The following is a 23,410-nucleotide window of genomic DNA, read 5'->3' as shown; positions in this document are numbered from 1 at the left end:
ATTAACTTGTCGAAATTAATCATACCAAACCTATTAATATTTGTGAATATTATTTTTTCAGTAAGGTGAAGCATATAAAACAATATACTTCCATAGCTACTTAAAAACTACATAATAAATTACTCATTACCTTCTCCAGTATTACATCTGGATTTACCACTGCTTTTGCCAAACGCCATCCAATAAAGCCATCTGGTCTAATTAATACAGCTCCTCCATTCTCTATCCTATATAATTCACGAAAAACATTTTCTTGAGCAATAAAGTCTCCACTTCCACCTACTCGATACAGTTTAATATTTATTCCTAATTTAGATGAAACATCAAATACAGCTTCAGCCCAAGAGCTATTGTCTACTCCAGTAAGTAATACAAAATTGTTACCAAATAAGTCTAATATAGAAGCTTCTTTCCCTTTATACATCCCCCAAAAGTGTGGCGCTCGCGTTCCAGGTCTCCCGTTCAACTCTACGCTATCCATTCTATGTGGAGTGACTGAGTCATCTATAATCGCTTCTGAACAATACTGATATCCAACTGTAACAGCTAAACCGTCCATATTATTTAAAATACCTTCTTCTCTATTCGCAGCACGAAACAGTAAACTACTCGCATAATCTGTCGTTAATTTTGCAACAGGATATCTCTCTTCATGATATGTTTCTAACAATTTTGGTTTTGCCTTTCCTTTTATAACAGCCGCTAATTTCCAGGCTAGATTGTGTGCGTCTTGTATTCCTGTATTGGAACCAAACCCTCCTGTTGGCGGCATAATATGTGCAGAATCACCAACTAAAAAAATGCGATTATCTTGAAATTTTGTAGCAGTACTTTCAGTCGCTTCCCACGGTAAAACACTTACTATTTCTGACTCAACATTTGTACTTCCTATTGCGGTTTGAATAATTTGTTTACAACATTCTATAGTGAAATCTTCTGGTTGCTCTCCTTTTAATGGATCGTAGGATACATGGTAAATCCATCTTCTTTCGTTATCAACTGGAATAAGCGCACCAAGAACTTCAGGATGAAGTACCATAGTAAAACCAAATGCATCTCCTTGTATAAATTCACTTAAATCCGCTTCAAAATAAATATTCATATAATAACCACCAATTGTTCCACGGCCCTCGGTACTAATCCCTAGCTGCTCACGTATTTTACTTTTCGCTCCATCCGCTGCAATTACGTAGTCACAATGAACAACGCTCTCTTTTTCCGTTTCACGATTTCGAATCGTTGCGATTACTCCTTGCTCATTTTGTTCATAAGAAACCAATTCATGATAAAAAGATAATTCTCCGCCTAATGTTCTCGCTTCTTGTAACATCATCTCTTCTAAAGTAATTTGATAACAAGCAGTTTGTTTTGATGGACTAATCTCTTTTACTTTTCGAAGTAATTTTTCATCGTTTCCATACTGAGTCACCCTCAATTGTGCGAATTCTTCCTGATTCGCCTCAGCTATTGTATGAACAGCTATTCTTCCTCGGCAATTTTCTAATGTTTTACCCGCTGATCTAATTCTTTGTTCTAAACCTAATTCTCGAAATAACTCCATCGTACGAAAAGTGATTCCACCTGCTTTCGGATGAATGGCAGTAGACGGATGCCTTTCAATAAGCAAGTATTCAATATTATGTTTTGCAAGGAATAACGCAGACGCTAATCCTGATAATCCCCCTCCAACAATTAAAACTGGTACATCATTCGATTCCATATACTTATCCTCCACATCATTGTTCTGAGCTCAGTGACATAAATATAATCAAAAAAACAACAAAGATATAGACTTATATTTCATTTTAAATTATCATATAGATAGATTACGCCCCAAATTACTTTTACTTTTTCATACATCTATAATCTGCTTGAATTATGCATGTATGAAAGAGTAAAACGAAACAACTCACTTCAAAATAATAAAAACATGATAAGCGGTCGTAACCCAATAAATTATATAGGGTTACGACCGCTTAATTTTTTGTGCAATGACTTAACCATCCTCATCTGTAAACAACGTATTATTAAGCCTTTTCTATCTCCTACCATTTTCAACTCATAAAATTTCATTCGTCTCGATTTTCTTTCCCAATATTGCAGCTCATACAACAATCATGTAGCATTACCGTATCGAAGTAATGGTCCATCATCTTAAACCTTTCGACTCATTAGCAGGAGGTAAAGTAATTGAAATGAATAAACAAGAACAATTAAATGTTATAAAAAAAGATTTTATTGATTCTCAAAAAGTATTATTAGCAATTGGCGATGAAACACGTCAAGCTATTTTGTTAGTTCTCATGGAAACGGAATGTCAAACAGGATTACGTGTAGGTGAAATTACGAAACAAACACACCTTTCTCGACCAGCGGTATCACATCACCTTAGAATTTTACGAGAAGCCGGTATTATTTTAATGCGAAAAGAAGGTACAAAAAACTTTTATTATATTGATATACGTACAAAATTAAGTTTATTAAAAAATCTTGTATTAGATATCGAAAAGCTATTGCACAACTTTTATCCCACTTTAACGGGCAGTAAGACCCCCACCTCAGAATTCAGCGAAAGCAAAGAATTTAGATAGGGGATCAACTGCCCATAAAAGTCCGATTGGTTCAACTAATAATCAGTGGGGGATGAAGAACCCCCCACTGATTAAAGTTTCACTTTATTGAAATTTGGAGGTATAAGAAATGAAAGCGATGATAATTGATAAGTACGGAAAAGTCCCAATGCGTATGGCCGAGGTACCTATTCCTGAAATAAATGAGCATGAAGTGCTCGCAGAAATTCATGCAGCTAGTATTAACCCAATTGATTTTAAAATACGCGATGGAAAAGTAAAGGTGTTACTTAAATATGAAATGCCCCTAATCCTTGGGAATGACTTTGCTGGTGTCATCATAAAGGTTGGATCAAAAGTAACTCGTTTTAAAGTCGGCGATGAAATATATGCACGTCCAAGAAAAAATAAGATTGGTACTTTTGCGGAGTATATAGCCATTCATGAAGATGACATAGCTTTAAAACCGAAAAATTTAAGTTTTGAAGAAGCTGCTTCAATTCCACTTGTTGGCTTAACATCCTATCAAGCATTACATGACATTATGCAATTACAAAAAGATCAAAAGATTTTAATTCACGCTGGATCTGGTGGTGTTGGTACTTTCGCAATTCAGTTAGCAAAAATAATGGGCGCTACCGTTACAACAACTGCTAGTGAAGCTGGTTCCGATTTAGTAAAGTCTCTTGGAGCAGATCAAATTATTAATTACAAAACAGAAAAATTTGAAGAAATACTAAAAGATTATGATGCAGTATTTGATACCATTGGTGGTACAACACTTGAAAAATCATTCAATATTATAAAAAGCGGCGGCAACATTGTTTCCGTTTCAGGAATGCCAAACGCTCGTTTCGGTAAAGAATTTGGTTCTGGATTTTTTAAAACATTCTTATTTTCATTAGCAAGTAAAAAACTTACTGCACTTGAAAAAAAGCATAATGCTCAATATTCATTTTTATTTATGAAGCCAAGCGGAGATCAATTACGTACTATCGCAAACTATATTGAAGCCGGAAAAATCAAACCTGTAATCGATCGAGTTTTCCCTTTTGAAGATGCGCAAAAAGCAATGGAATATTCAGAGGCCGGAAGAGCAAAAGGAAAAATAATTGTAAAAATGAAATAATAATAAAAACTCCATTTTCTTCAAATGGAGTTTTTATATTTACTGTTAAATAGACATAGTGCAGTGAAGTCCTTACAATAGATTGCAAGGGGAAATATCATATTATACTTTTAGCTAATTTTACAAAGAATACATACGTACAAATACATAATAAAAAAAATAAACAAGGAGGAGATAAAATGACTAAAAATAATGAAGCTGGTTGGAATTTAGACCATAGTTATACGACTTTACCACAATCATTTTATACAGAAATCCCCCCTACTCCCGTAAGTTCACCGGAGTTAGTTAAGCTAAACCATTCACTTGCGATATCTCTTGGCTTTAATCCTGAAGAATTGAAGAAGGAAGCCGAAATCGCTATTTTCGCTGGTAATGCACTCCCAGAAGGAGCTCGTCCATTAGCTCAAGCATATGCCGGTCATCAATTCGGACATTTTAATATGTTAGGCGACGGTCGTGCTCTTTTAATTGGTGAACAAATGACTCCTTCAGGTAAACGTTTTGACATTCAACTGAAAGGTTCTGGTCCTACTCCGTATTCACGCCGCGGTGATGGTCGTGCTGCACTCGGTCCAATGCTACGTGAATATATTATTAGCGAAGCAATGTATGCACTTGATATTCCAACTACCCGCAGTTTAGCAGTTGTCACAACAGGCGAACCAACATATCGTGAAACAAAGTTACCTGGAGCTATTTTAACTAGAGTAGCAAGCAGCCATATACGCGTCGGCACATTTCAATATGCTGCAGCTCGCGGTTCTATCGAGGATCTTCAATCACTAGCTGACTATACAATAAAAAGGCATTATCCAGAAATTGAAGATCATGAAAACCGATATACTGCATTGCTACAAGAGGTCATTAAAAGACAAGCAAGTCTTATCGCAAAATGGCAACTTGTTGGATTTATTCACGGCGTAATGAACACTGACAATATAACGATTAGCGGTGAAACGATTGATTACGGCCCTTGTGCATTTATGGACAATTACGACCAAGGAACTGTATTTAGCTCCATTGATACACAAGGTCGCTACGCATATGGAAATCAACCATATATGGCCGCATGGGATCTCGCGCGACTAGCTGAATCCTTAATACCAATCCTACACGAAGATGAAGAAGAAGCATTAAAGATTGCTCAAGACGAAATTTCAAAATTTAGCGTACAGTATGAAAACCAGTGGTTCCTTGGAATGAAAAAGAAATTAGGACTATTTAGCAACGAAGAACAAGATCAATCACTTATTGAGCAACTTTTAAAAATGATGGAGAAATTTAAAGCGGATTACACAAATACATTCCGTTCATTAACTCTTAATACGTTAGAAAATACCCCTCTATTCGATAGCCCTGAATTTAAAGAATGGTACAAACTGTGGCAATCTCGATTAGAAAAACAAGATGAATCGAAAGAAAATGCCTACGAAATGATGAAAAATAATAACCCATCAATCATCCCAAGAAACCATCGCGTAGAAGAAGCACTAGAAGCCGCTGTCACAAATGGCGACTATAGCGTAATGGAAAAACTTCTTGAAGCTCTAGCAAATCCTTATGCATATTCTACAGATCAAGAAGAATACTGCCTTCCACCTGCGCCTACGAATCGCCCTTATCGTACTTTTTGTGGGACTTGATTGTTTAATCTGTAAAAAGGTGTGTTCATACAAATTGTGTGAACGCACCCTTTTTTATATTTTCACCTCTCAACTAGAAATTTAAAATGCCCCCTCCCCCGACACCTTTTCTTTACTCCAAAACAAATTAATACTATTCCAATCGGCTTACTGAAAAGTTTGTTAAACAAATATTGAGAAATAAAAATCGTATTTCTAAATATTGTTATTTTTGATACTATATTTTATAAGAATATTCAAAAAGCGAGGGGATTTCATGAACGTTCAACTACAAGGTAATGAACAAATTACAAAATTATTTAATGATTGGTATTTAGCTATGCTAAAACAAGATGTGTCCCAGGCAACAAACTTAAAGCATGAAATTGAGGAAAAAGAACTAAACTTTGAAGAAGATGAAAACTTAGCATTATACTATTCTCTACTAGATTTTCGTTTCAAAGTTTTAACTGATGGTTTAAGCATCACAAAAGACAGTTTCAATAAAATAGATTCTTACGCGATTTCACCTAATCACCAACTTTCTTACTACTATCATTTATTTAAAGCGATTCATGCTACTTTAACAACAAATTATAATTTAGCAAGTGAACATTATGAAAATGCTGAAAAGCTATTAGTTAATGTTTCAGATAAACTAGAGGAAGCTGAATATAATTACCGATTCGCTATCTTTAATCAACATTTTTATAAACCGATTGATGCAATTCAGCAAGCAACAAAAGCCAGAAATATTTTCATGACTGAAAATGGATTTGAGATAAAGTTAGCACTTTGCGACAATATAATAGGTTCCTCATGTGTATTTCTAAAACAATATGAACAAGCAGAGGAAAAATTCAATTCTGCTCTTTCAATTTTACAAAAACTAAACGAAAAGGATTTAGTATTAAGCGTTCGCAATAATCTAGGTTGGCTCTATGCAAGTCAAAACCTGTCTTCTCTAGCGATTCGACATTTATCAGAGGTAACAACAAAAGTGCCTACACACTTTAAAGCACTCTTTTTACAAGCCAGAGAGCATTATAAACTTGGTGAAATAAACATTGCTGAAGAATTTATAAAAAAAGGATTGGGAGTTTGTACAGAACTAAACAATATTGAATATATACTTCATTTTAAAATTTTAAATTCCCTTAACAATAATGAGACAACTGAAGATCTAGAAAAGATTATTCTTGAAGGAATTACGTATTTCGACAAAGAATCTTTATATAACTACACTCAAGAATATTCAGAGAAATTAGCAACTAAATTTTATGATGAAAATAATCATGTGAAAGCGAGTGAGTATTTTCATAAAGCGTTACAAGCAAAAGAAAAAACGTTTGAGAAAGGAGCTCTAAAATGATTAAAAAAATTAGTTCTGTCGTTCTAGGACTGTCTGTTATTGGTATTATTTCTATTGGGATAAATAGTGCTTTTACATATCAAGCAAGTCACGCCGATCTCCCTGCACCACAAAGGCCTGACCTTGTTCAATCCGTTGACGTAGGTAAAGACTATAACTCAACAACAGCTGAAAAAACACTTTAAAAAACGAAAGACCTTCATTTAAGAGGGTCTTTTTTAAATGCGCTTATTTAGAGTTAATGTAATCAAATGTTTCTTCATATAGAGGTTTCCATATGCATCCGACGGGATTCGAACCCGCACTCCTTTCGTTAGTATAGGCTAAGGGGAACACGCTTCCCTACGGAATTTCACCGACAGGAATTCCACCTGTCTCAGCTTATTTTCTTTTCGGTGCTTCTGAAACCTTCGCCTTGCGACCCGGTGCGACATGTTTTCCGGCGCTCTTCCCTTCTAGAGCTACGGAGGCATTTTTCTTGCAAGTAAAATATATTTCTACAAAATTAGTAAATCACCTTTATTTTACCAAACTCATTTTGTTTCTTTCATCAATTCCGCAATCCCCCTACTCCCCTCACTACCAACTTTCTCAAGTTCCTCCACAACTAATTTCCGTCTCTCTACAGAATGATTTTGACTTAACTTCGCTTTTCCTTCTATTTTATTTATCTTTACTTTGAACCCAACTATCCCCTTACTTAATCCTCCCATATAATTCGGGTCTACATCATTAAGTGAGTAGGTGCTCTCCGGATCTTCATACTTATGTACTAACTCTTGAAGAGAGTCTATTAATTCCTGTTCATCTTCAACAATTTCTAATTCACCATATACATGCACTGCAACGTAATTCCATGTTGGTACTGCATTGTTTGTTTCATACCATGACGGAGAGATGTAACTATGTGGTCCTTGAAATATAGCTAGTACTTGCTGAGTCCCAATATCTTTCCACTGTTCATTCGGCCGTGCGAAGTGACCATGTAAAGTAAGGGTCTCCCTATTTAATAACAACGGTAAGTGCGATGCATATGGTTCCCCGTTATGTTGAGAAAATAATGTCGCAAAGCTATTTTGTTCCATTATCTCATACTTCATTTCTTCATCTTGTATTGCGAAATATTTTGGTATATACATAAGTTCCCTCTTTTCCGATCTTTTATTTCTCATTATATTTAAGTATCGTAGCATTCAACAGGGCCAGTTTGTATTTGTTTTATAATGGCAGCGTTCTATTTCAAAAGAATAGGCAGCATGTATTCCATGCCGCCTTAGTTTATCTTTTCTAATATATTTGTAATAAATGCCGTCTTACCTTCACTATAACCCGCTCTATTTTTCGATTCTCTTGCTAATTCTTTCTTTAAACGTCCATATTCAACAGCAACACCTTCATGTTCACGAAGATAATCCCGAAACGCTATATGTCTTCTTAGCTCTTCACTTTCTTTATCACACACATACAAATGATGTTCCATCCAATCTGTACTTTCTCCGTCCCACAGAACGAAAGCGTCCTTTCTGCCAAACGCCTCTCTCCCTTTGTAGCTCCATTCTGCCTGATGATAGTATCCTATCGCTTCAAGCTTTGTTACTACTTTAGGAAAAAACCCATAATCTTCTATTATGATATCAATATCTAATATTGGTTTTGCTGCAAGTCCTTTAATAGATGTACTCCCAACATGTTCAATGGATAAAATACTGTCTTCCATTACATCGTTAATGAGAGTTTGTAACTTATTAAATTCACTTTCCCATTTGATGTTATACTCTTCGATAGTAATTCTCTGTTTCAAAGTATCCCTCTCCTCAAAAGCAACTATAACCTCTGAATATGAGTATCCTTAAAATCCGTCTCATATTTCAATCCATATCCAAACATTCGATCCATTCCAATATGTGCGGTCCATATTAAACCAATCATAATAACTATATCTATCTTAAAATAAGCACCTATGATAACAATTAATATCGATATGATATATGTGTGAAATAAATTATAAATGTTAGCCCCAACATGATTATTTATACCATACGCTAACATTGATAAATCCGGAGCTAAAAGGAACAGAAAAAATATTATCCAACTAAATTCATATAATGAATACGCATAAATCGCAGCTATGAAAACAACTAGCCCTTCAAAATGTACAATACGTTTTTGCATTCTTTATCATTCCTATTTTTCTATATTTACCGATAAAGTTTCATCACTGAAAGTATCCTTTGCATTTTTTGACCAGATGGTTGCTAAAATCGGTCCTGCAATGTTATGCCATACTGCTGCTAACACACTTGGGAGGGCGGCAGCTGGTCCAAAATGTGCTGTTGCTAGCGCAACACCTAAACCTGAATTTTGCATTCCTACTTCTATTGAAATAGCTCTTCTTGTCCCTTCGTCTAGTCTAAGTATGAATGCTGTTATATATCCGAGTAAAAAACCGAAAGCATTATGGAGCATAACGGCAATAAAGATAAGAAGGCCTGAAGAAGTAATACTACTTACATTCGCTGAAACAACTGCAGAAACAATAATGATAATTGCTACAACCGATATGAAAGGGATAACGGTCATTCCTTTCGTAACAGTTTTCGGGAAAAACTTCTTCACTACTAATCCTAAAATAATAGGTATGATAATAACTTGTACGATAGAAAGAAACATAGACATAGGATTAACCGGCATCCATTGCCCTGCAAGTAATAATAAAATAAGAGGTGTAGCAATTGGTGCTAGTAACGTTGATAATGACGTCATTGCAATAGACAACGCTAAGTTCCCTTTTGCTAAATAAACCATAACATTTGATGCGGTGCCACCCGGTACTGAACCAAGCAACACTAATCCAGCTGCTAATTCGGCTGGCAAATTCATAACGTAGGCTAGTACGTATGCGACAAGTGGCATAATAATAAACTGAGCACATACACCGATAATAACTGGCAATGGTTTTGTAGCAATAATTTTAAAATCAACAGCCTTTAATGTTAACCCCATCCCAAACATAACAACCCCGAGTAAAATCGTTATGTAACTATTTAACCCGAGAAATGGAGCGGGAATAAAATACGCAATAGTTGCAATACAAATAACCCAAAACGCAAAATACTTTCCAGCTATATTACTTATCGCTTCTAGTACTTTCACCCGATCAGCTCCTATCCTTTAACTGAAAAACTTTATTCGGATTCAAAATATTTTGCGGATCAAGAGCTTTCTTTATTTTTTCCATTACGAGTAATGCCGCCCCATGTTCTTCTTCCTGATACTTCCGTTTTCCAATACCAACGCCATGTTCCCCTGTACATGTTCCTCCTCGTTTAAGAGCATATAAAACGATATTTTCATTTATTTCGTCTGCCTTTTCCACTTCTTCTTTATCGTTTGGATCAACCATTAAGAGCACGTGGAAATTCCCGTCTCCTACATGACCAAGAATACCACCAACAAGCCCAACCTTATCTAATGTATCTTTCGCATGTTGAATTGCCCCAGCCAATTCTGAAATTGGTACACATACGTCTGTACTCATAAGCTTTTTACCAGGATAGCTATGAACGTAAGCATATGCTAGATTATGCCGTGCATCCCATAATTTATTTCTCGCTGCAGTTTCCGTTTCAAAAGCAACTTCTTTACATTTATGATCAAAAACAATTTCTTTCGTAAACTCAACATCTTGCTTTAACCCTGCTTCATTACCGTGAAACTCTAAAAACAATGTAGGTTCTTCTCTGTAACTTGTTTCACTATAATGATTGACTTGTTTCATAGATAGTTCATCAACGAGTTCAATTCTCGCAATCGGAATACCCGCTTGCAATATGTTAATAACAGCTTCTACTGCATCATTTATAGTTGGAAACGATGCTCTCGCGGCCATAACATGCTCCGGTATGCCGTATACTTTTAATGTTAACTCTGTAAAGCATCCAAGCGTACCTTCTGATCCTACGAAAACACCATTTAAATGGTAACCTGATGACGACTTCGCAGCTAAATTCCCAGTATGTATTACTTCCCCATCAGCAAGAACGACTTCTAAATCACGAACTTGATCACGCATTACTCCATACTTAACCGCTGTCGTTCCGCTTGCATTTGTAGCAGCCATTCCCCCTAACGTTGCATCTGCTCCTGGATCCACACTAAAAAACAATCCGTATTTCTTCAATTCTTTATTGAGCTGAGAACGAGTCACTCCTGGCTGTACTTTCACCAGAAAATCTTTCTCTCTTATTTCAAGAATTTTGTTCATTAATGAAAAATCAACCGTAATTCCTTTTTCATAAGGAATTACATGTCCTTCTAAACTAGAACCTACCCCAAACGGAACAACGGGTGTCCCGTGCTCACTCGCTATTTTCATTATCGTGCTAACCTCTTCGGTCGTTTTCGGAAAAACTACTACATCAGGTAAACTACTGGCATGATAAGATTCATCTTTACTATGCAACTCTCTTACTGTTATATTGATTACTACTCGATCTTCGGTAAGTACACCCTTTAATTCATTTACTAAACGCTCTACTGTTATTTCCATCGTACACTCTCCTATTCTCTATAAATTTGAATTATAAAATATGTTAACTATTTTATACATAATAATCCGAAAAATTAAATAATTCAAGTTTTATACATATGCAATTCGTTTCATACTGTCGAATAAACAAAAAGAACTTGCAACAATTACTGCAAGTTCTTTTCTATAAAACTATATTTTAAATGACTTCTTTATTAACAACATAAACCAAATTAAAGTAAATGCCATCAGCGAATGAGAAAACCCAACAATATAAGTTAACCCTTTAAAGTCCGCTCCATTTAACTGAAGAAGCCCTCTTGCTGCCAATGAACCTAACATTAATATTAATGCGATATTATGTACAACAAACCACTTATTAAAACTTTTCGCTTCATGAAACGCGAATACTTTTGCTAATCCTAAAGCAATTAAAAAGAAGAAAAAGCCGAGTACAAGTGTATGTGTATGTAAAAGGTTTAACAAAGTAGATCCTACAATCCCTTTATACTTTCCATACTCCCTAGCGAAAATCCCTGATAATAAACCGATAATCAAATACGTAAACGATGCATTATATAATTTCTTCATTATATACCTCCTTGAGTAGAATGTGTAGTGTGTCATATTTAGTAATAATGATAGTTATATAGTAAAAACTCCTAGTCACCTAGGAGTCATTGTATAAGCATCTCACTCTTTACAATCAATTCTAATTATAAAATATCCCTTTATGCAAAACAAACGAACTTTATGTGAACAATCCGGGATCTTGTAAAATATGTTGCGATTTTGTATTACACAATCCATACTAATGATTATAAATGTTAAAGGTGGTGCAGTAGATTGTGATAGTTCTTGAAACGGAACGACTCGTTCTTCGCTGGTTTCATCTAAAAGATGCTCCATTTATTCTCGAGTTAGTAAACGATCCTGCATGGATTCAGTATGTCGGTGATAAAAGGATTAAAAACTTAGAAGATGCAAAAAAATACATCTTAAACGGACCCGTTGATATGTATAATAAAATGGGCTTCGGCCTTTACTTAGTAGAACGAAAAGAAGATCTCACTCCGCTCGGTATGTGTGGCCTTATTAAAAGAGATTCATTAGAAGATGTTGATATCGGCTTTGCCTTTTTAGAGAAATTCCGTTCGAAAGGATATGGCTACGAGTCAGCTTCTGCTGTAATCGAATACGGAGTACAAAAACTAGGTCTGAAACGAATTGTAGCCATTACTACTACTGATAACATCCAGTCAGGAAAGCTTTTAGAAAAAGTAGGATTGAAGTTCGAAGAGATCATTTCGAACTCAGGGGAAGATTTAAAATTATTCGGCTATAACGCGTAAAAAGATTTTGAAAGAAAAACCCTTGATCTATCTACGCTAAGCAGAAAATCAAGGGTTTTATTTATGTTCTAAGAGGCGTAATGATCCAATAGAATGCTCTTCAATATGTAAATCTGTTTCGTGATGTAGTAAACCATCAATGACATGAACGGCATCCCTAGCATTCGGATTAATCACTTTTGTATGAAAGCTAGAGAATTGATCACTCATAAAGCGATAAAGTGAAACTTTAATTAGTGGGGGTTTTCTTCATCCCCCACTGATTATTAGCCTTCACCAATCGGACTTTAATGGTAGCACCTTTACCTGTTCCGTACTGTGGATTTGCGTCTGCATGTAAAGATGAAACCCCCATTTGCATGCCCATCCCATCTGAAGACGAAGTGGTACCATCTCCCCAATAAGAAGCTAAATCTAGTTGGTGCTGGTAATTTACTAATGTTGCTTGTGCCTTATTCATTGAATCTTCACCACTCATTTTTTATCGGACTTCTTTTTACTGTACTTTTATTTTCTTTATGAGTTATTAGAAAAATAATTGTCTATATAAGTCTTTATTTTTTCAAAATCCTTTTCCATAAATAAGTTTGCTGGTACTTCAATTATTGGAAGATTATTTTCATTATCAAAAGGTGGACACGGTTTGGGAACTACCAAATAGTCAACTGAGTTTTTATCCCTAATATAATTAATCGAAACATCATAATACTCAGAAAAATATCCCTTCAAATCATCCTGATTCCTTAAAAATGGTAGAGAAAATATTGAACCATAATTTATACCAGCGTCGACAATTAATACAAAGCATATTTTTTTCATGATACACCCTCCTAGTATAATAAGTTTTAAGTTAATAACTGTTCCTTGAAAATTAAATAGTTTTTATCTTCAAGAGCTACATCAAAAAATGATGTATGGGTAAAATTTAGTCTTGGATACCAGGGGTTTCCCAAAATAATGGAAGTGCAGAAATGGATCCATCGGGAATATGCTTACTCCTCCTGTAGTTCGAGCACGTTAAAAGACTGCGACCTAGACCAAAATGCACTGCATACGCACAAGCTGTATCGGTTTCCTTTTTCTTTATATTCAATTAAATTATATCATTATTTTACATAAATTTACATACTTTGTTTTTTATTTTATTGGTAAACTTATGCTTAGCGTATAATTTCCGCGTTTCGTCGGCAGGACCCCTTATATGGAATCTTGTACAATACCGTATTGAAATTAAATATGCCTAAATGGACTGCACATATGGTAGCTACGTTATTTTCTCTTGGTAGTGCCTATCAAGCTTTTGTAAATTTTTTTGTATAACACGCAACAAAAAGGTCGCCACTTACGGCGACCTTTTTACTATTTCACTTCTACCGTATAATTCCCTGTTCCCCCGCCATACTGATACACATGTAAATAATATTTCCCTGGATACGTGTAGTAACTTCCTACTAACTTATTTCCTTCTTGCTGGGCATACGTAACGTAATTATTTAAATCTGCTTCCGAATAAAGAACCCAGTTTACTCCAATATTATTTTCCTTCGTTACATTAATTTGCAGGTTTTTCGCCGTTTCCACATTTATTTCAAAGTAATCACTCGTATCACCGTTTCCTAAACTAGCACGTAAAACTTGATTGAATTGCAGTTTATTTGCTGTCTGGAATGAGTTATTCGGCTCTTTTTCTACACTATTATCTTCTTTCTTTTGAACCGTTACATTCGTTGTAGCAGTATTCGTTAATCCTTTGTCATCTGTTACTGTTAATTTTGCCGTATATGTTCCTTCTTTTGTGTATACATGAGTCGGATTTTGTTCATTACTTACAGTACCATCACCAAACTCCCATTTATAAGCAACAATTTTTCCATCTTCATCTTTCGATCCATCGCTTTTAAACGAAATTGCTGCATTTACATTTCCGCTATATGGGCCGTTTATAACCGCAACTGGCGCTTTATTCACAGCACCTTCTTCTGTATTAATCCCATGGAATACAACATCATACTCAAATTGTCCTGCTGCATTCACACGGTAATTTACGAAATAAGCTGTTACTGTTTTATAGCCTGTCCATTCTTTCGCACTTAAACGTTTTAACGTATCATTTACGTTTTGTGTAATTGTCTTCCAGTCTTCATATTCTCTTTTTGCAGTCGTACCTGTATATGTTCCTTGTAGTGTAAATGTATGAAAGAACTGTGATTTGTTTTTCTTAACTGATACATTACTTAATTTTGCTTCTGCTGTAATTTCTGCTGCAATATCTGAAACTGGTTTCGGTGCGTGCGTCGCTAAATAATCATCTGATACTAATGGAACATTATATTTCTCACGGTTATCTACTAACATTTGCATATAGTCTTGATACTCTTTATTTAAATTCGCATCTTTACTTAAAGCAGAGCGGTATGCATCATATGCTGTTACATCATTTTTCCTAATAAGATCATGAATTTTGTCAAACATATCATATCTCTTATTGTACATGTACGATTGTAAAGCGAAGGAATAATTATAGAAATCCCACGTTCCATATTTTGCGTTTAACGTTCTCTCTGCTGTATAACGTTCTGCTGGATTTGAAGATATTCCTCCTATAATACTCTTTCTCGGTACAACATTATCTGTTCTCGTTGCACCTGCAAAAAACTCCGCATTCCCTTCTTCAAACCAAGATAATCTCTCATTCTCATACATCTTCCCTTGTCCCCAAAGTCCTGGCACTTCATATCTACCTTGTAAATAATGCGTGAACTCATGTCGGAACAATTCTTCCAAACTATAAATGCTTTCTTCTGGCGTACGTTCATAAGTAAAGAACGTACCTGTTCCTTCTATATAAAGACCGCCGTTATTTGTTTCATACCCGTATAATTGACGGTTAAATTGATATTCAGCTGGGCTATTATAAATAACCATCGTTAATACATCATCAGGATTGCCTTTTTCTAACGGCTGGTCACTTTCAACCGTACGATGGAATTGTGCCTTCACTTCTTTTGCCGCCCAATATAGACGTTTTACTTTTTCCTCAGTCACCTTATCTCCAGCTTTTAACACAATTGCTCCATCATCGAACGTATACGTTTTCGGTAAATATTTTTTCTTACCATCTTCTCTTATTTGATCTAGATCAACCACTTTACCATTCGCATCTTTCCCGCCATAATTCGTCGCAATTTGCTCAGCAGCTACGAAATATTGCTCACTTAAATACGGATAGATTTTTATGGCATCTGTTACAACTTGTAACCCTTTCGTTTCTGTACTATGGAACGTACCAAGTCTACCTGTATAATAAATACCATTATTAATTAACCAACCATTTTTCGCTGTCACCGTTCCAATTAAGGCAAAACGACTTAATTCATTAATATAGCTATCAATTTTTTGATACCATATTGTATCTTTCGGTGCTTTTCTCGTATCGTACAAATACGATTGAATATCGTAATCAACACCTTGCATAATATCGTAAATCGCATTTCCAGCTGAAAGATTATCTACCAATGTAGAAAAATTATCATTATATTGTTTAAAAATCTTTGCAGCTGATGTGATCGTTTCCACATCACTTGAAGCATTTCCAATTAATTTTCCATATGATGAGACAACTCTATTTTGTTCTAATGTACCGAGTTTAAAATTCGGGTTATTCGCAATCGTTTTTAGTGCAGGTAAGCATTTATCATGATAGCTTCGCTCATTTAGTTTACTTAATTCTGTATGATAAAATCCTAAATAAAAACCAGATCGTAACACCTCTACTAAAGTCTCAATCCCTTTTGAATCATCTTTCGTATAAGCTTGTCCTTGCTGGTTCAATTTATCAATAATTGCCTGCATTCTACTATCATTTTGATAGAATGCAAGACTATCCTTATTAAACTGAAATAGCCCAGTAATTTGCTCCCAATCAATTGTTACAAGTAAGTCCACTAACTGCTGATTGCTCAATTGATTTAATTCAGCAATTGTATACGTTTTCGCTACAGCTAATTGCTTACTTTCCTTTTTCACTTCAGGTGGCCTTTGGGACAAATCAGCAAATTGTAGCCTTTTCTCAAAAGACTTATTTTCCAGCACTTTTGATGAATGAGCTAATTCTTGCACTGGTAATTGTAAACCAATCGGCTCCATTTTGAGCACATTCCGATATGAAACTTGCTCTCCCTTTGTACCTTCTGCCAATGCGTCCCCTTGAAAACTCCCTAACATGAAACTAGCAAAACTTACCCCTATTAACACTTTTTTTGAATAGCCTTTCATGCTCTCCCCTACCTTACATTTTTTAGTGTACCGCACCATTATTTTACTATTTTCACTTTTTATACTGTATTGAGAAAAAATAAGGTAACGTTCACACATGTATCCATACCATGCAAAATTAACACTTGACTTTATGTGCGTTTTATATCAAAAAAAGATAGATAATAGCGAAATTCCCGCTACATCTATCCTCGTTTTCAAAACTATGATTTTAACTTTATGAATGTAACTTCTGGTAATGTTTGCATATGCTGAATAAACTCATTCTTTTCTTCTGACGATATGTTTTTCAGTTGCATCCCTACCTTATAAACAATTTCTATCCCTTGCTGTGAAGCTTCCACTTCATATGAAAGTATTGGAATGCCTTTCATATGAAGTGTTTCTAATATTTGTTGTACTGCTTCACGTTTATTTATACACATTTGCACCATTATATTTTGCGGAAATAAAAATTGCACCTTAAAAATACGACTTACAATCTCTAAACCAATTAAAACAAGAATCGTCGCTCCAATTCCTACTACATACATACCAGCACCAATTGCTAATCCAATTCCTGCTGTAGCCCATAAACCAGCTGCTGTCGTTAATCCTTTCACCGCCTGCTTTTGAATAATAATTGTACCTGCACCTAAAAAACCTACTCCACTAACAACTTGCGCTGCAATACGACTCGGATCTAGTGCCATATGATCTTCATTCATAATATCTGAAAAAGCATATTTCGAAACGACCATTATTAAAGCACTTCCTACCGCTACTAGGAAATGTGTTTTTAAGCCCGCTTCTTTTGATCGAATTTCCCTTTCAATACCGATTATTGCTCCTAACAAACCAGCAACACCGATTCGTATAATGAAATCAATATTTACACTCACGAGCTCTTCCCCCTTTCATTCATTATAGATAGATAAAATAAAAATTATCACACACATCCATTTATCGATATGAAGGAATTTTACTAAAATACACTTAATACCTAGGCCGTTTTATGTTAATATTTTAAATATTAACATAAAATAAATAACTTCTAATTTTAAACATCCAATCATTTTCTTGAAAAAACAAAGGTGGATAACATGAAATGAGGTTGAGAAAATTAAGAAAACGCTTTCATTTTGTGTCGTAATTTTTTTATACATACTACATAAATAAAGGAGCTTATTAACAATGAACGTCTCTTTACTTACACCTACTATCGATTTACAAGAAGAATACTTAGATTTTTATAACGAATGGAAAGATAGCGGTGAAACGATGATTCCGTGGGTTATTACAAAGGATCCTTCTAACTTCCCCGCTATGGTACAAGAATTACTCGATGCACATAATGGAATAAATCTTCCTGACTCTTGGGTACCAGATTCTACGTATTGGCTCGTTACAGATCATAATAGGATCGTAGGAGCTGTTAATATACGTCATAGTTTAACCGAACATTTATTTAACGCTGGCGGTCATATCGGTTATGGCATTCGCCCTTCTGAAAGAAGAAAAGGTTATGCTACGAAATTACTAGCATTATCACTGGAAAAAGCGAAGCAATTAAACATCACGAAAGCACTGATCGTTTGCGATGAAGTAAATACTGCTTCAGAAAAAACAATTTTACATAACGGCGGGCTTCGTGATGAGGATTTCATTGAGGAAGATGGGAATGTAGTAAGACGTTTTTGGATTGAGCTATGATGAAGTCCTCCAATGAAAATAATCTTGTTATAGAGAAGTATAGTAAAAATAATGAGCTACAAGTAAAACAACTTATTGATTTATACAATGAAGAATCGTACGTATTTCACTTATTACAAGATAATAAAACAAAATGTGCGTATGTTGCCTACTATAAAAAAGATGTAGTAGGCATCTTTTTCACCTGGGGCAGTAACTTCCATCCATACTGCACATACTTTCGAATATATACGAATCCTTTCTATGCAGAGCTACACATTGAAGAATTTTTATTAAACGAGATTCAAAAGCGAGAAAACTTTAAACTCCCATTACAAACCTCTATATGGGAAACATCAGCTCATTTAAAAACGTTTTTTGAAGAACATAATTTTACGGAAATTCGAAGAACATATATGCCGATATTAGACTTACAAAAAATAGTTTCTATCGATATAGTCCCTAATTCAAATTATCATGTACAAACTTTATCGAACATCGTATCAAATAATAATTTATTAGAAAAACTAGCCTACTTAGTAAAAGAAAATTATGAGCAAACCCACCTAACAAATCCCGTTGCCTCATTCCCACTACAAACTTGGCAAGAGATGATTTTAGCTGATGACGTACTACTAGATGGGAGCTTTCTCATTATAAATGAAGAGCATCAAATTATGGCATACTCTTTCCTCCATACATCAGAAAAGGATAATACGGTAGAACTAGGATGGTGCGGAACTCACACGAAAGACGATTTATCCTTACTGAAACTGCTCGTTTTCGAACAATTTATGTATGCAAATAAACACGGCTATTCTTTCATTCAAGGTGAATTCGATTCAACAAGTATATATGCAATGGAGATATTAAAATCCGTTCCTTTCAATCCTTGTGCTACCTGGATTACGTATCAAAAAGAAGTCGGAAGGTAATTATACACCTTCCGACTTCTTTTATGCTGTTTCTATTTCAAACTGTACTGTAATACCACTCGGGTCTACTACAGTAAATCCAGTTAAAATCTCATTTATTCCATGTTGTTTTTCTATTAATCTTTCTTTCACTTCATCTAACGCTTCTTTATGCGGTAATACAATCGTATATACCTTAAGTCCAGTTGCATGTGCTGGTGAATGCGGGTTATTTACTCCGTTCCACGTATTTGCGCCTATATGGTGATGATATCCTCCTGCAGAAATGAATAAGCAGTCATCTTCACGTTGCTGCACTTCAAAGCCTACTGTATCTACATAAAAGTCATGTGACTCTTCTACATTAGCTATTCGTAAATGTACATGTCCAACGACAGTATTAGCAGGTAATCCATCAAACTCATAATCAACAAGCGTTGCTAGGTCTTTTAAATCCAGCGGGGTACTTCCTCCTGGCCCTTCTCCCCATTGATCGCGCGGACGATCCGCATATATTTCAATACCATTTCCCTCTAAGTCTTGTAAATAAAACGCTTCGCTATACGTATGATCGCTTGCGCTATTAAACCTTGAAATTGGTAAAATTTCATTTGAATATGTATAACGTCCCTCTTGCTCAGCCGGACTATCAATTACATTCTTATTACGAATCACACCAAATAATGCCGACGCAAAAGCCTCACGAGTCGGAACCAAAAAGGCTACATGATATATACCAGTCGTACGCGGCTCTTGCAGTACCCCGTCCTCTAACTTTTCAAGAACAAGTAATGTATTCTTTCCACCTTTTCCAGATAAATATGCTTTATTCCCCTCTTGCTTAATTACTTCTAAGCCTACAACATTCTCATAAAAGGAAATTTGACGTTCTAAATCTATCACCTTAAATTCAACATGACCAATACGTGTTTTCGGATGAATCTGTACCATAAATAACTCCATCTCCTTATCCCAATATTCTTCCATTACATATAACCGTTACTATGAAGGATACAACTAAAATCATCCTATGTAAATAAGAAAAGTCAGAATTTACACTTATTTTTATATTCATAATAAAAAGTCACCTCTTCTAACTTTCAGAAAAGGTGACTTTACAAAAATAGTCTGTTCTAATTCTTATCGCATTTTATGTACTTCAGCAACTAACTTTCCGCCCTGAATGCCCATATAAAGCTTCACAGGTGCATCATTCGTATTTTCAAACACTAAGTCTAAGTATGGATATGCAATTGTAGCATCTCTTCCTTGTGGAACGTAACCTACCGTTTTAGAATGTGTTGTTCTCTCTACCATTTTCAAACCAGCTTGATCTGCCGCATTGTATAATGTTGATGATGTTTGACAAACACCACCGCCATATCCATCTACTAATTTACCATCTACAATTTCTTTTCCTAATTGATATCCTTTATCTGGCGTTGTATCACCAATTAATGCATTGAAAGAGAAACGGTCTCCTTTTGCTAATACAACTCCATTTATGCTCGCTGCTGACAAACGAATATTTTCAATACGGCCACCTGTTGAGCCACCTAAATTCGTTTCATATCTACCAATTACCGTACCACTTCCTTGCGCATCACTTAATGTTGCAGTAGGCTTCTTCTCAACAATAGGTAATTGATAGGAAGAATCCCACATACCTACGTTTAATAATTTATCTACTAATTCTTTTTCCATTAATTCATAAGAAGGTTTCCCTTCTTGCCAACTTCCATCAGATCCTAGACGTGAAGGGACCATCTTTTTGTCAACATTTTTCCCAACTTCCCTAGCAACCTTCTCAACTGATTTTTTAAATTTCGCTTCATCTTCAAAATAACCTAGACTCGACAAATCTAACTTTTTTACTTCCGTACCTGTACGCCCATCTACTAAACTAATAGAATCCTGTACTTCTGCTTTAGCCTCTACCGTGTGGCCACCAATATCACTTACTAATGCAACATCACTTACTTTTGTACCACAGCCACTCACTACAGCTACACATAAAACCCCAACTAATATACCCTTTACTTTACGGAACAATATACTCTCCCCTTTTCCCCAATACTACTTTTATGTATTATTTCATTTTTATGTATGTTTTGTTACGATCATTTTACAATATATTTATAAATTGTTACAAGTTATTTTTTACTCTATATAAATTACTCTTTTCTTTTCCAAATGTCTATATATATTTACATAAAAGTTTGAGTTTGATAGAATTGTAACCTTTACGTAACCTCTCCCTATTATCCAGTATATACCATAAAACGAACGAAATACAAATGTAAAACTCCATATTCGTATTTATAAAAAACATCCTGTGAACATAAATAGGTATTTGCCGTGCCACACTCCGCTTTTACACATACATTATGGTGAATTAACCTATTTTAAAGAAATGGAGGATGTTTTTATGTACCCCTACAATCCATACGATCCATATAACCAAACTGGTTATCAACCTCAATATGATTTACAAGCACAATACCAACAATATATAGATCCAGTAGAACAAGGTAATCCATATGATCAAACTCGACAATTCCAACTTCCAATCTCTTTTCCTGGTGCTGGAAACCGTCAATTAGAAAGACGAGTAAATGAGCTTGAACAAAGAGTACGTCAATTAGAAAACACGGTTGAACGTCATACACGTAGATTAAACCGCTTAAACCAACGTTTACGTACAGTAGAAAACAGACTGAACATTCCATTTTCAGCATTAGAAGACGGATTTTAATTTCGAAAATAAAAAATATATGAAGGAAGGGGGCTTCCCCTTCCTTATATAAATTGACGAAAGTTTTTTCCATCTCTATACTGATAAGAGTTAATGAAATGAAACAAGGTGATAAATATGGATTTTGAAATAAATTATCTTTCCTTTTATGTTGTACAAGTAGAAGGAAAAGGCGAAGCTGTTGATAAACGCTACAAACATTTTCAAACATTAGACGCTGAAGAGTATGAAGATAGCTCCTTAAAAGAATTTTTGAATGGAGAATTATTAAAAATTTCAAAGAGAAAAGTAGAACGTCATGCGAAAACAGAGCAAGCTCCGACAAAGATCGGTCGCTTTATTGTAGAAGAAGGGCACGAACTTGATTCAAATCCTCATTACAACTTATTTAATCGCATCCGCTTTGCAGAAACGAAGGAAAACTTCAAAGATATGAGCGAACCTCTCGTTTATACATATCTTGACACAAGTGCTGTACGCGGTGGTGTATTTTTAATTGCGCAAGCTAAACTACGCAAATACTTTGATGATCCATTCGTTTTCGTTATGAAATGTGACTTCGAGCCGAAAGTCGCTTCCATTTCCGATGAATCCACACTAATTCGTAACGTTGAAATGGCCATCACAACAAAAAATATGAAATCTATCCAATATCCGTACATGCCCGAAGAAGGTATGGTCGAAGTGGGCGAGCTAAAGATTCACCAAGCATCACACGCCCGTTACTTTGAAGACTTCTTAAAATTCGTCGAATACGAACGCTCTATGCCTGAAATTATGAAAACACAAGTAATGGACATGGTATACGACCAAATTGAAGATGTATTTGAAGAAGGTACGGAAGAGCGCGAACAGTTCGACCAAGCAATGGAAGTATGGGCTGCCAGTCCGAAACGCGAAATTATGGAACAATTTTCAACCGAAGAAGTAATGGAAGCTACCGCTCAAATCGTCGAGCATGCGCCTGAAGTGGAATTGAAGCTAAAAGCGGATCATATCTCTGTGAAAGCCCTACTTGCTGATTTCGGGGATCAAATACATATCGCAAAGGTAAATGACCGATACGTATTAATGATTGAGGCTGATACACTTACATTTGAGAAAGGCTTCTCTCCTATTGAATTTCTGAAGCCAGACGAGTTGCAAGACGTAATTGAACGGATTGAGAATAAGCAGCAGTATTCTTATGATCCGAACGGGATTGAATAAACCATTCTAT

At 35.3% G+C, this 23,410-nt stretch carries 22 protein-coding genes and 1 pseudogene; 10 read left to right on the top strand and 13 right to left on the bottom strand.

Translation table 11 applies throughout. The features are described from left to right. Window positions 1-100: 100 nt before the first annotated feature. Complete coding sequence (locus tag PDQ40_RS18630) at window positions 101-1,720, bottom strand: FAD-dependent oxidoreductase (protein WP_270691565.1); 1,620 nt, start codon at window positions 1,718-1,720, stop codon at window positions 101-103. Between the two features lie 475 nt (window positions 1,721-2,195). Here PDQ40_RS18630 and PDQ40_RS18625 point away from each other — a divergent pair, with 475 nt between their 5' ends. The 5 genes from PDQ40_RS18625 (at window position 2,196) to PDQ40_RS18605 (ending at window position 6,881) form a co-directional block, all read left to right on the top strand. Further along, window positions 2,196-2,591: an ArsR/SmtB family transcription factor gene (locus tag PDQ40_RS18625; protein ID WP_001041183.1), complete on the top strand. Its 396-nt coding sequence runs from the start codon at window positions 2,196-2,198 to the stop codon at window positions 2,589-2,591. A gap of 109 nt (window positions 2,592-2,700) precedes the next feature. Continuing rightward, on the top strand, window positions 2,701-3,699 hold the full coding sequence (locus PDQ40_RS18620; RefSeq protein WP_000646405.1) for an NADP-dependent oxidoreductase: 999 nt from the start codon (window positions 2,701-2,703) through the stop codon (window positions 3,697-3,699). 179 nt (window positions 3,700-3,878) lie between these two features. Continuing rightward, window positions 3,879-5,345 (top strand): protein adenylyltransferase SelO, encoded by a 1,467-nt coding sequence (locus PDQ40_RS18615; protein ID WP_000164891.1) that lies wholly within the window; start codon window positions 3,879-3,881, stop codon window positions 5,343-5,345. Window positions 5,346-5,601: 256 nt separating this feature from the next. Then, window positions 5,602-6,696, top strand: a complete 1,095-nt coding sequence (locus tag PDQ40_RS18610) for a Rap family tetratricopeptide repeat protein (protein ID WP_001102715.1) — start codon at window positions 5,602-5,604, stop codon at window positions 6,694-6,696. Further along, the gene (locus PDQ40_RS18605; RefSeq protein WP_000592020.1) at window positions 6,693-6,881 is read left to right on the top strand and encodes a Phr family secreted Rap phosphatase inhibitor; all 189 of its coding nucleotides are present in this window, start codon (window positions 6,693-6,695) and stop codon (window positions 6,879-6,881) included. The genes PDQ40_RS18610 and PDQ40_RS18605 overlap by 4 nt, the downstream gene beginning before the upstream one ends. A gap of 348 nt (window positions 6,882-7,229) precedes the next feature. On the opposite strand, the gene PDQ40_RS18600 is transcribed toward PDQ40_RS18605, so the two are convergent. From PDQ40_RS18600 to PDQ40_RS18575, 6 genes are all read right to left on the bottom strand, one after another. After that, the gene (locus tag PDQ40_RS18600) at window positions 7,230-7,835 is read right to left on the bottom strand and encodes an FMN-binding negative transcriptional regulator (protein WP_000275788.1); all 606 of its coding nucleotides are present in this window, start codon (window positions 7,833-7,835) and stop codon (window positions 7,230-7,232) included. Window positions 7,836-7,969: 134 nt separating this feature from the next. Continuing rightward, the gene (locus tag PDQ40_RS18595; RefSeq protein ID WP_000813604.1) at window positions 7,970-8,497 is read right to left on the bottom strand and encodes a GrpB family protein; all 528 of its coding nucleotides are present in this window, start codon (window positions 8,495-8,497) and stop codon (window positions 7,970-7,972) included. A 23-nt stretch (window positions 8,498-8,520) separates the two neighbouring features. Continuing rightward, window positions 8,521-8,868 (bottom strand): DUF4260 domain-containing protein, encoded by a 348-nt coding sequence (locus PDQ40_RS18590; protein ID WP_001172036.1) that lies wholly within the window; start codon window positions 8,866-8,868, stop codon window positions 8,521-8,523. A gap of 12 nt (window positions 8,869-8,880) precedes the next feature. After that, on the bottom strand, window positions 8,881-9,849 hold the full coding sequence (locus PDQ40_RS18585) for a bile acid:sodium symporter family protein (RefSeq protein ID WP_000865844.1): 969 nt from the start codon (window positions 9,847-9,849) through the stop codon (window positions 8,881-8,883). Window positions 9,850-9,853: 4 nt separating this feature from the next. Next, window positions 9,854-11,245: an FAD-binding oxidoreductase gene (locus tag PDQ40_RS18580; protein ID WP_000406958.1), complete on the bottom strand. Its 1,392-nt coding sequence runs from the start codon at window positions 11,243-11,245 to the stop codon at window positions 9,854-9,856. Window positions 11,246-11,416: 171 nt separating this feature from the next. Further along, the gene (locus PDQ40_RS18575) at window positions 11,417-11,815 is read right to left on the bottom strand and encodes a DUF2871 family protein (RefSeq protein WP_000737903.1); all 399 of its coding nucleotides are present in this window, start codon (window positions 11,813-11,815) and stop codon (window positions 11,417-11,419) included. Window positions 11,816-12,072: 257 nt separating this feature from the next. On the opposite strand from PDQ40_RS18575, the gene PDQ40_RS18570 reads away from it, so the two are divergent. Next, window positions 12,073-12,576, top strand: a complete 504-nt coding sequence (locus PDQ40_RS18570) for a GNAT family N-acetyltransferase (protein WP_000636237.1) — start codon at window positions 12,073-12,075, stop codon at window positions 12,574-12,576. A gap of 93 nt (window positions 12,577-12,669) precedes the next feature. On the opposite strand, the pseudogene PDQ40_RS18565 reads toward PDQ40_RS18570, so the two are convergent. The 4 genes and pseudogenes from PDQ40_RS18565 to PDQ40_RS18550 form a co-directional block, all read right to left on the bottom strand. Continuing rightward, window positions 12,670-13,045: pseudogene (locus PDQ40_RS18565) on the bottom strand (Tn3 family transposase); the annotation flags it as partial. 47 nt (window positions 13,046-13,092) lie between these two features. Next, the gene (locus PDQ40_RS18560; protein ID WP_000717617.1) at window positions 13,093-13,395 is read right to left on the bottom strand and encodes a hypothetical protein; all 303 of its coding nucleotides are present in this window, start codon (window positions 13,393-13,395) and stop codon (window positions 13,093-13,095) included. Between the two features lie 540 nt (window positions 13,396-13,935). Further along, on the bottom strand, window positions 13,936-16,851 hold the full coding sequence (gene colA / locus PDQ40_RS18555; RefSeq protein ID WP_270691564.1) for a collagenase ColA: 2,916 nt from the start codon (window positions 16,849-16,851) through the stop codon (window positions 13,936-13,938). 203 nt (window positions 16,852-17,054) lie between these two features. Then, window positions 17,055-17,732, bottom strand: coding sequence for an MgtC/SapB family protein (locus PDQ40_RS18550; protein ID WP_000115697.1), 678 nt, complete (start codon window positions 17,730-17,732; stop codon window positions 17,055-17,057). Window positions 17,733-18,024: 292 nt separating this feature from the next. Here PDQ40_RS18550 and PDQ40_RS18545 point away from each other — a divergent pair, with 292 nt between their 5' ends. Continuing rightward, entirely contained in the window at window positions 18,025-18,543 is a 519-nt protein-coding gene (locus tag PDQ40_RS18545) for a GNAT family N-acetyltransferase (RefSeq protein WP_001103101.1), read from the top strand. Beyond that, window positions 18,540-19,457, top strand: a complete 918-nt coding sequence (locus tag PDQ40_RS18540; RefSeq protein WP_000978257.1) for a hypothetical protein — start codon at window positions 18,540-18,542, stop codon at window positions 19,455-19,457. Before PDQ40_RS18545 ends, PDQ40_RS18540 begins: the two co-directional genes overlap by 4 nt. A gap of 21 nt (window positions 19,458-19,478) precedes the next feature. Here PDQ40_RS18540 and PDQ40_RS18535 read toward each other — a convergent pair whose 3' ends face one another. Then, a complete protein-coding gene (locus tag PDQ40_RS18535; protein WP_262718327.1) occupies window positions 19,479-20,387 on the bottom strand; it encodes a VOC family protein in 909 nt (302 codons plus the stop codon). Between the two features lie 189 nt (window positions 20,388-20,576). Beyond that, window positions 20,577-21,488 carry a VanW family protein gene (locus tag PDQ40_RS18530; RefSeq protein ID WP_000488988.1) on the bottom strand — a complete coding sequence of 304 codons (912 nt, stop codon included), beginning with the start codon at window positions 21,486-21,488 and terminating at the stop codon, window positions 20,577-20,579. A gap of 361 nt (window positions 21,489-21,849) precedes the next feature. Here PDQ40_RS18530 and PDQ40_RS18525 point away from each other — a divergent pair, with 361 nt between their 5' ends. Together PDQ40_RS18525 and PDQ40_RS18520 are read left to right on the top strand one after the other, a co-directional pair. After that, the gene (locus PDQ40_RS18525; protein ID WP_157406696.1) at window positions 21,850-22,191 is read left to right on the top strand and encodes a hypothetical protein; all 342 of its coding nucleotides are present in this window, start codon (window positions 21,850-21,852) and stop codon (window positions 22,189-22,191) included. A gap of 117 nt (window positions 22,192-22,308) precedes the next feature. Continuing rightward, window positions 22,309-23,400: a DUF3900 domain-containing protein gene (locus tag PDQ40_RS18520; protein ID WP_000345047.1), complete on the top strand. Its 1,092-nt coding sequence runs from the start codon at window positions 22,309-22,311 to the stop codon at window positions 23,398-23,400. The last annotated feature ends 10 nt before the right edge of the window (window positions 23,401-23,410 follow it).

This window comes from Bacillus cereus group sp. Bc061 (assembly GCF_027715825.1).
Lineage (GTDB): Bacteria > Bacillota > Bacilli > Bacillales > Bacillaceae_G > Bacillus_A > Bacillus_A paranthracis.
Note: the sequence above shows the minus strand (reverse complement) of the source record. Positions and strands in the feature narration are given on the sequence as shown.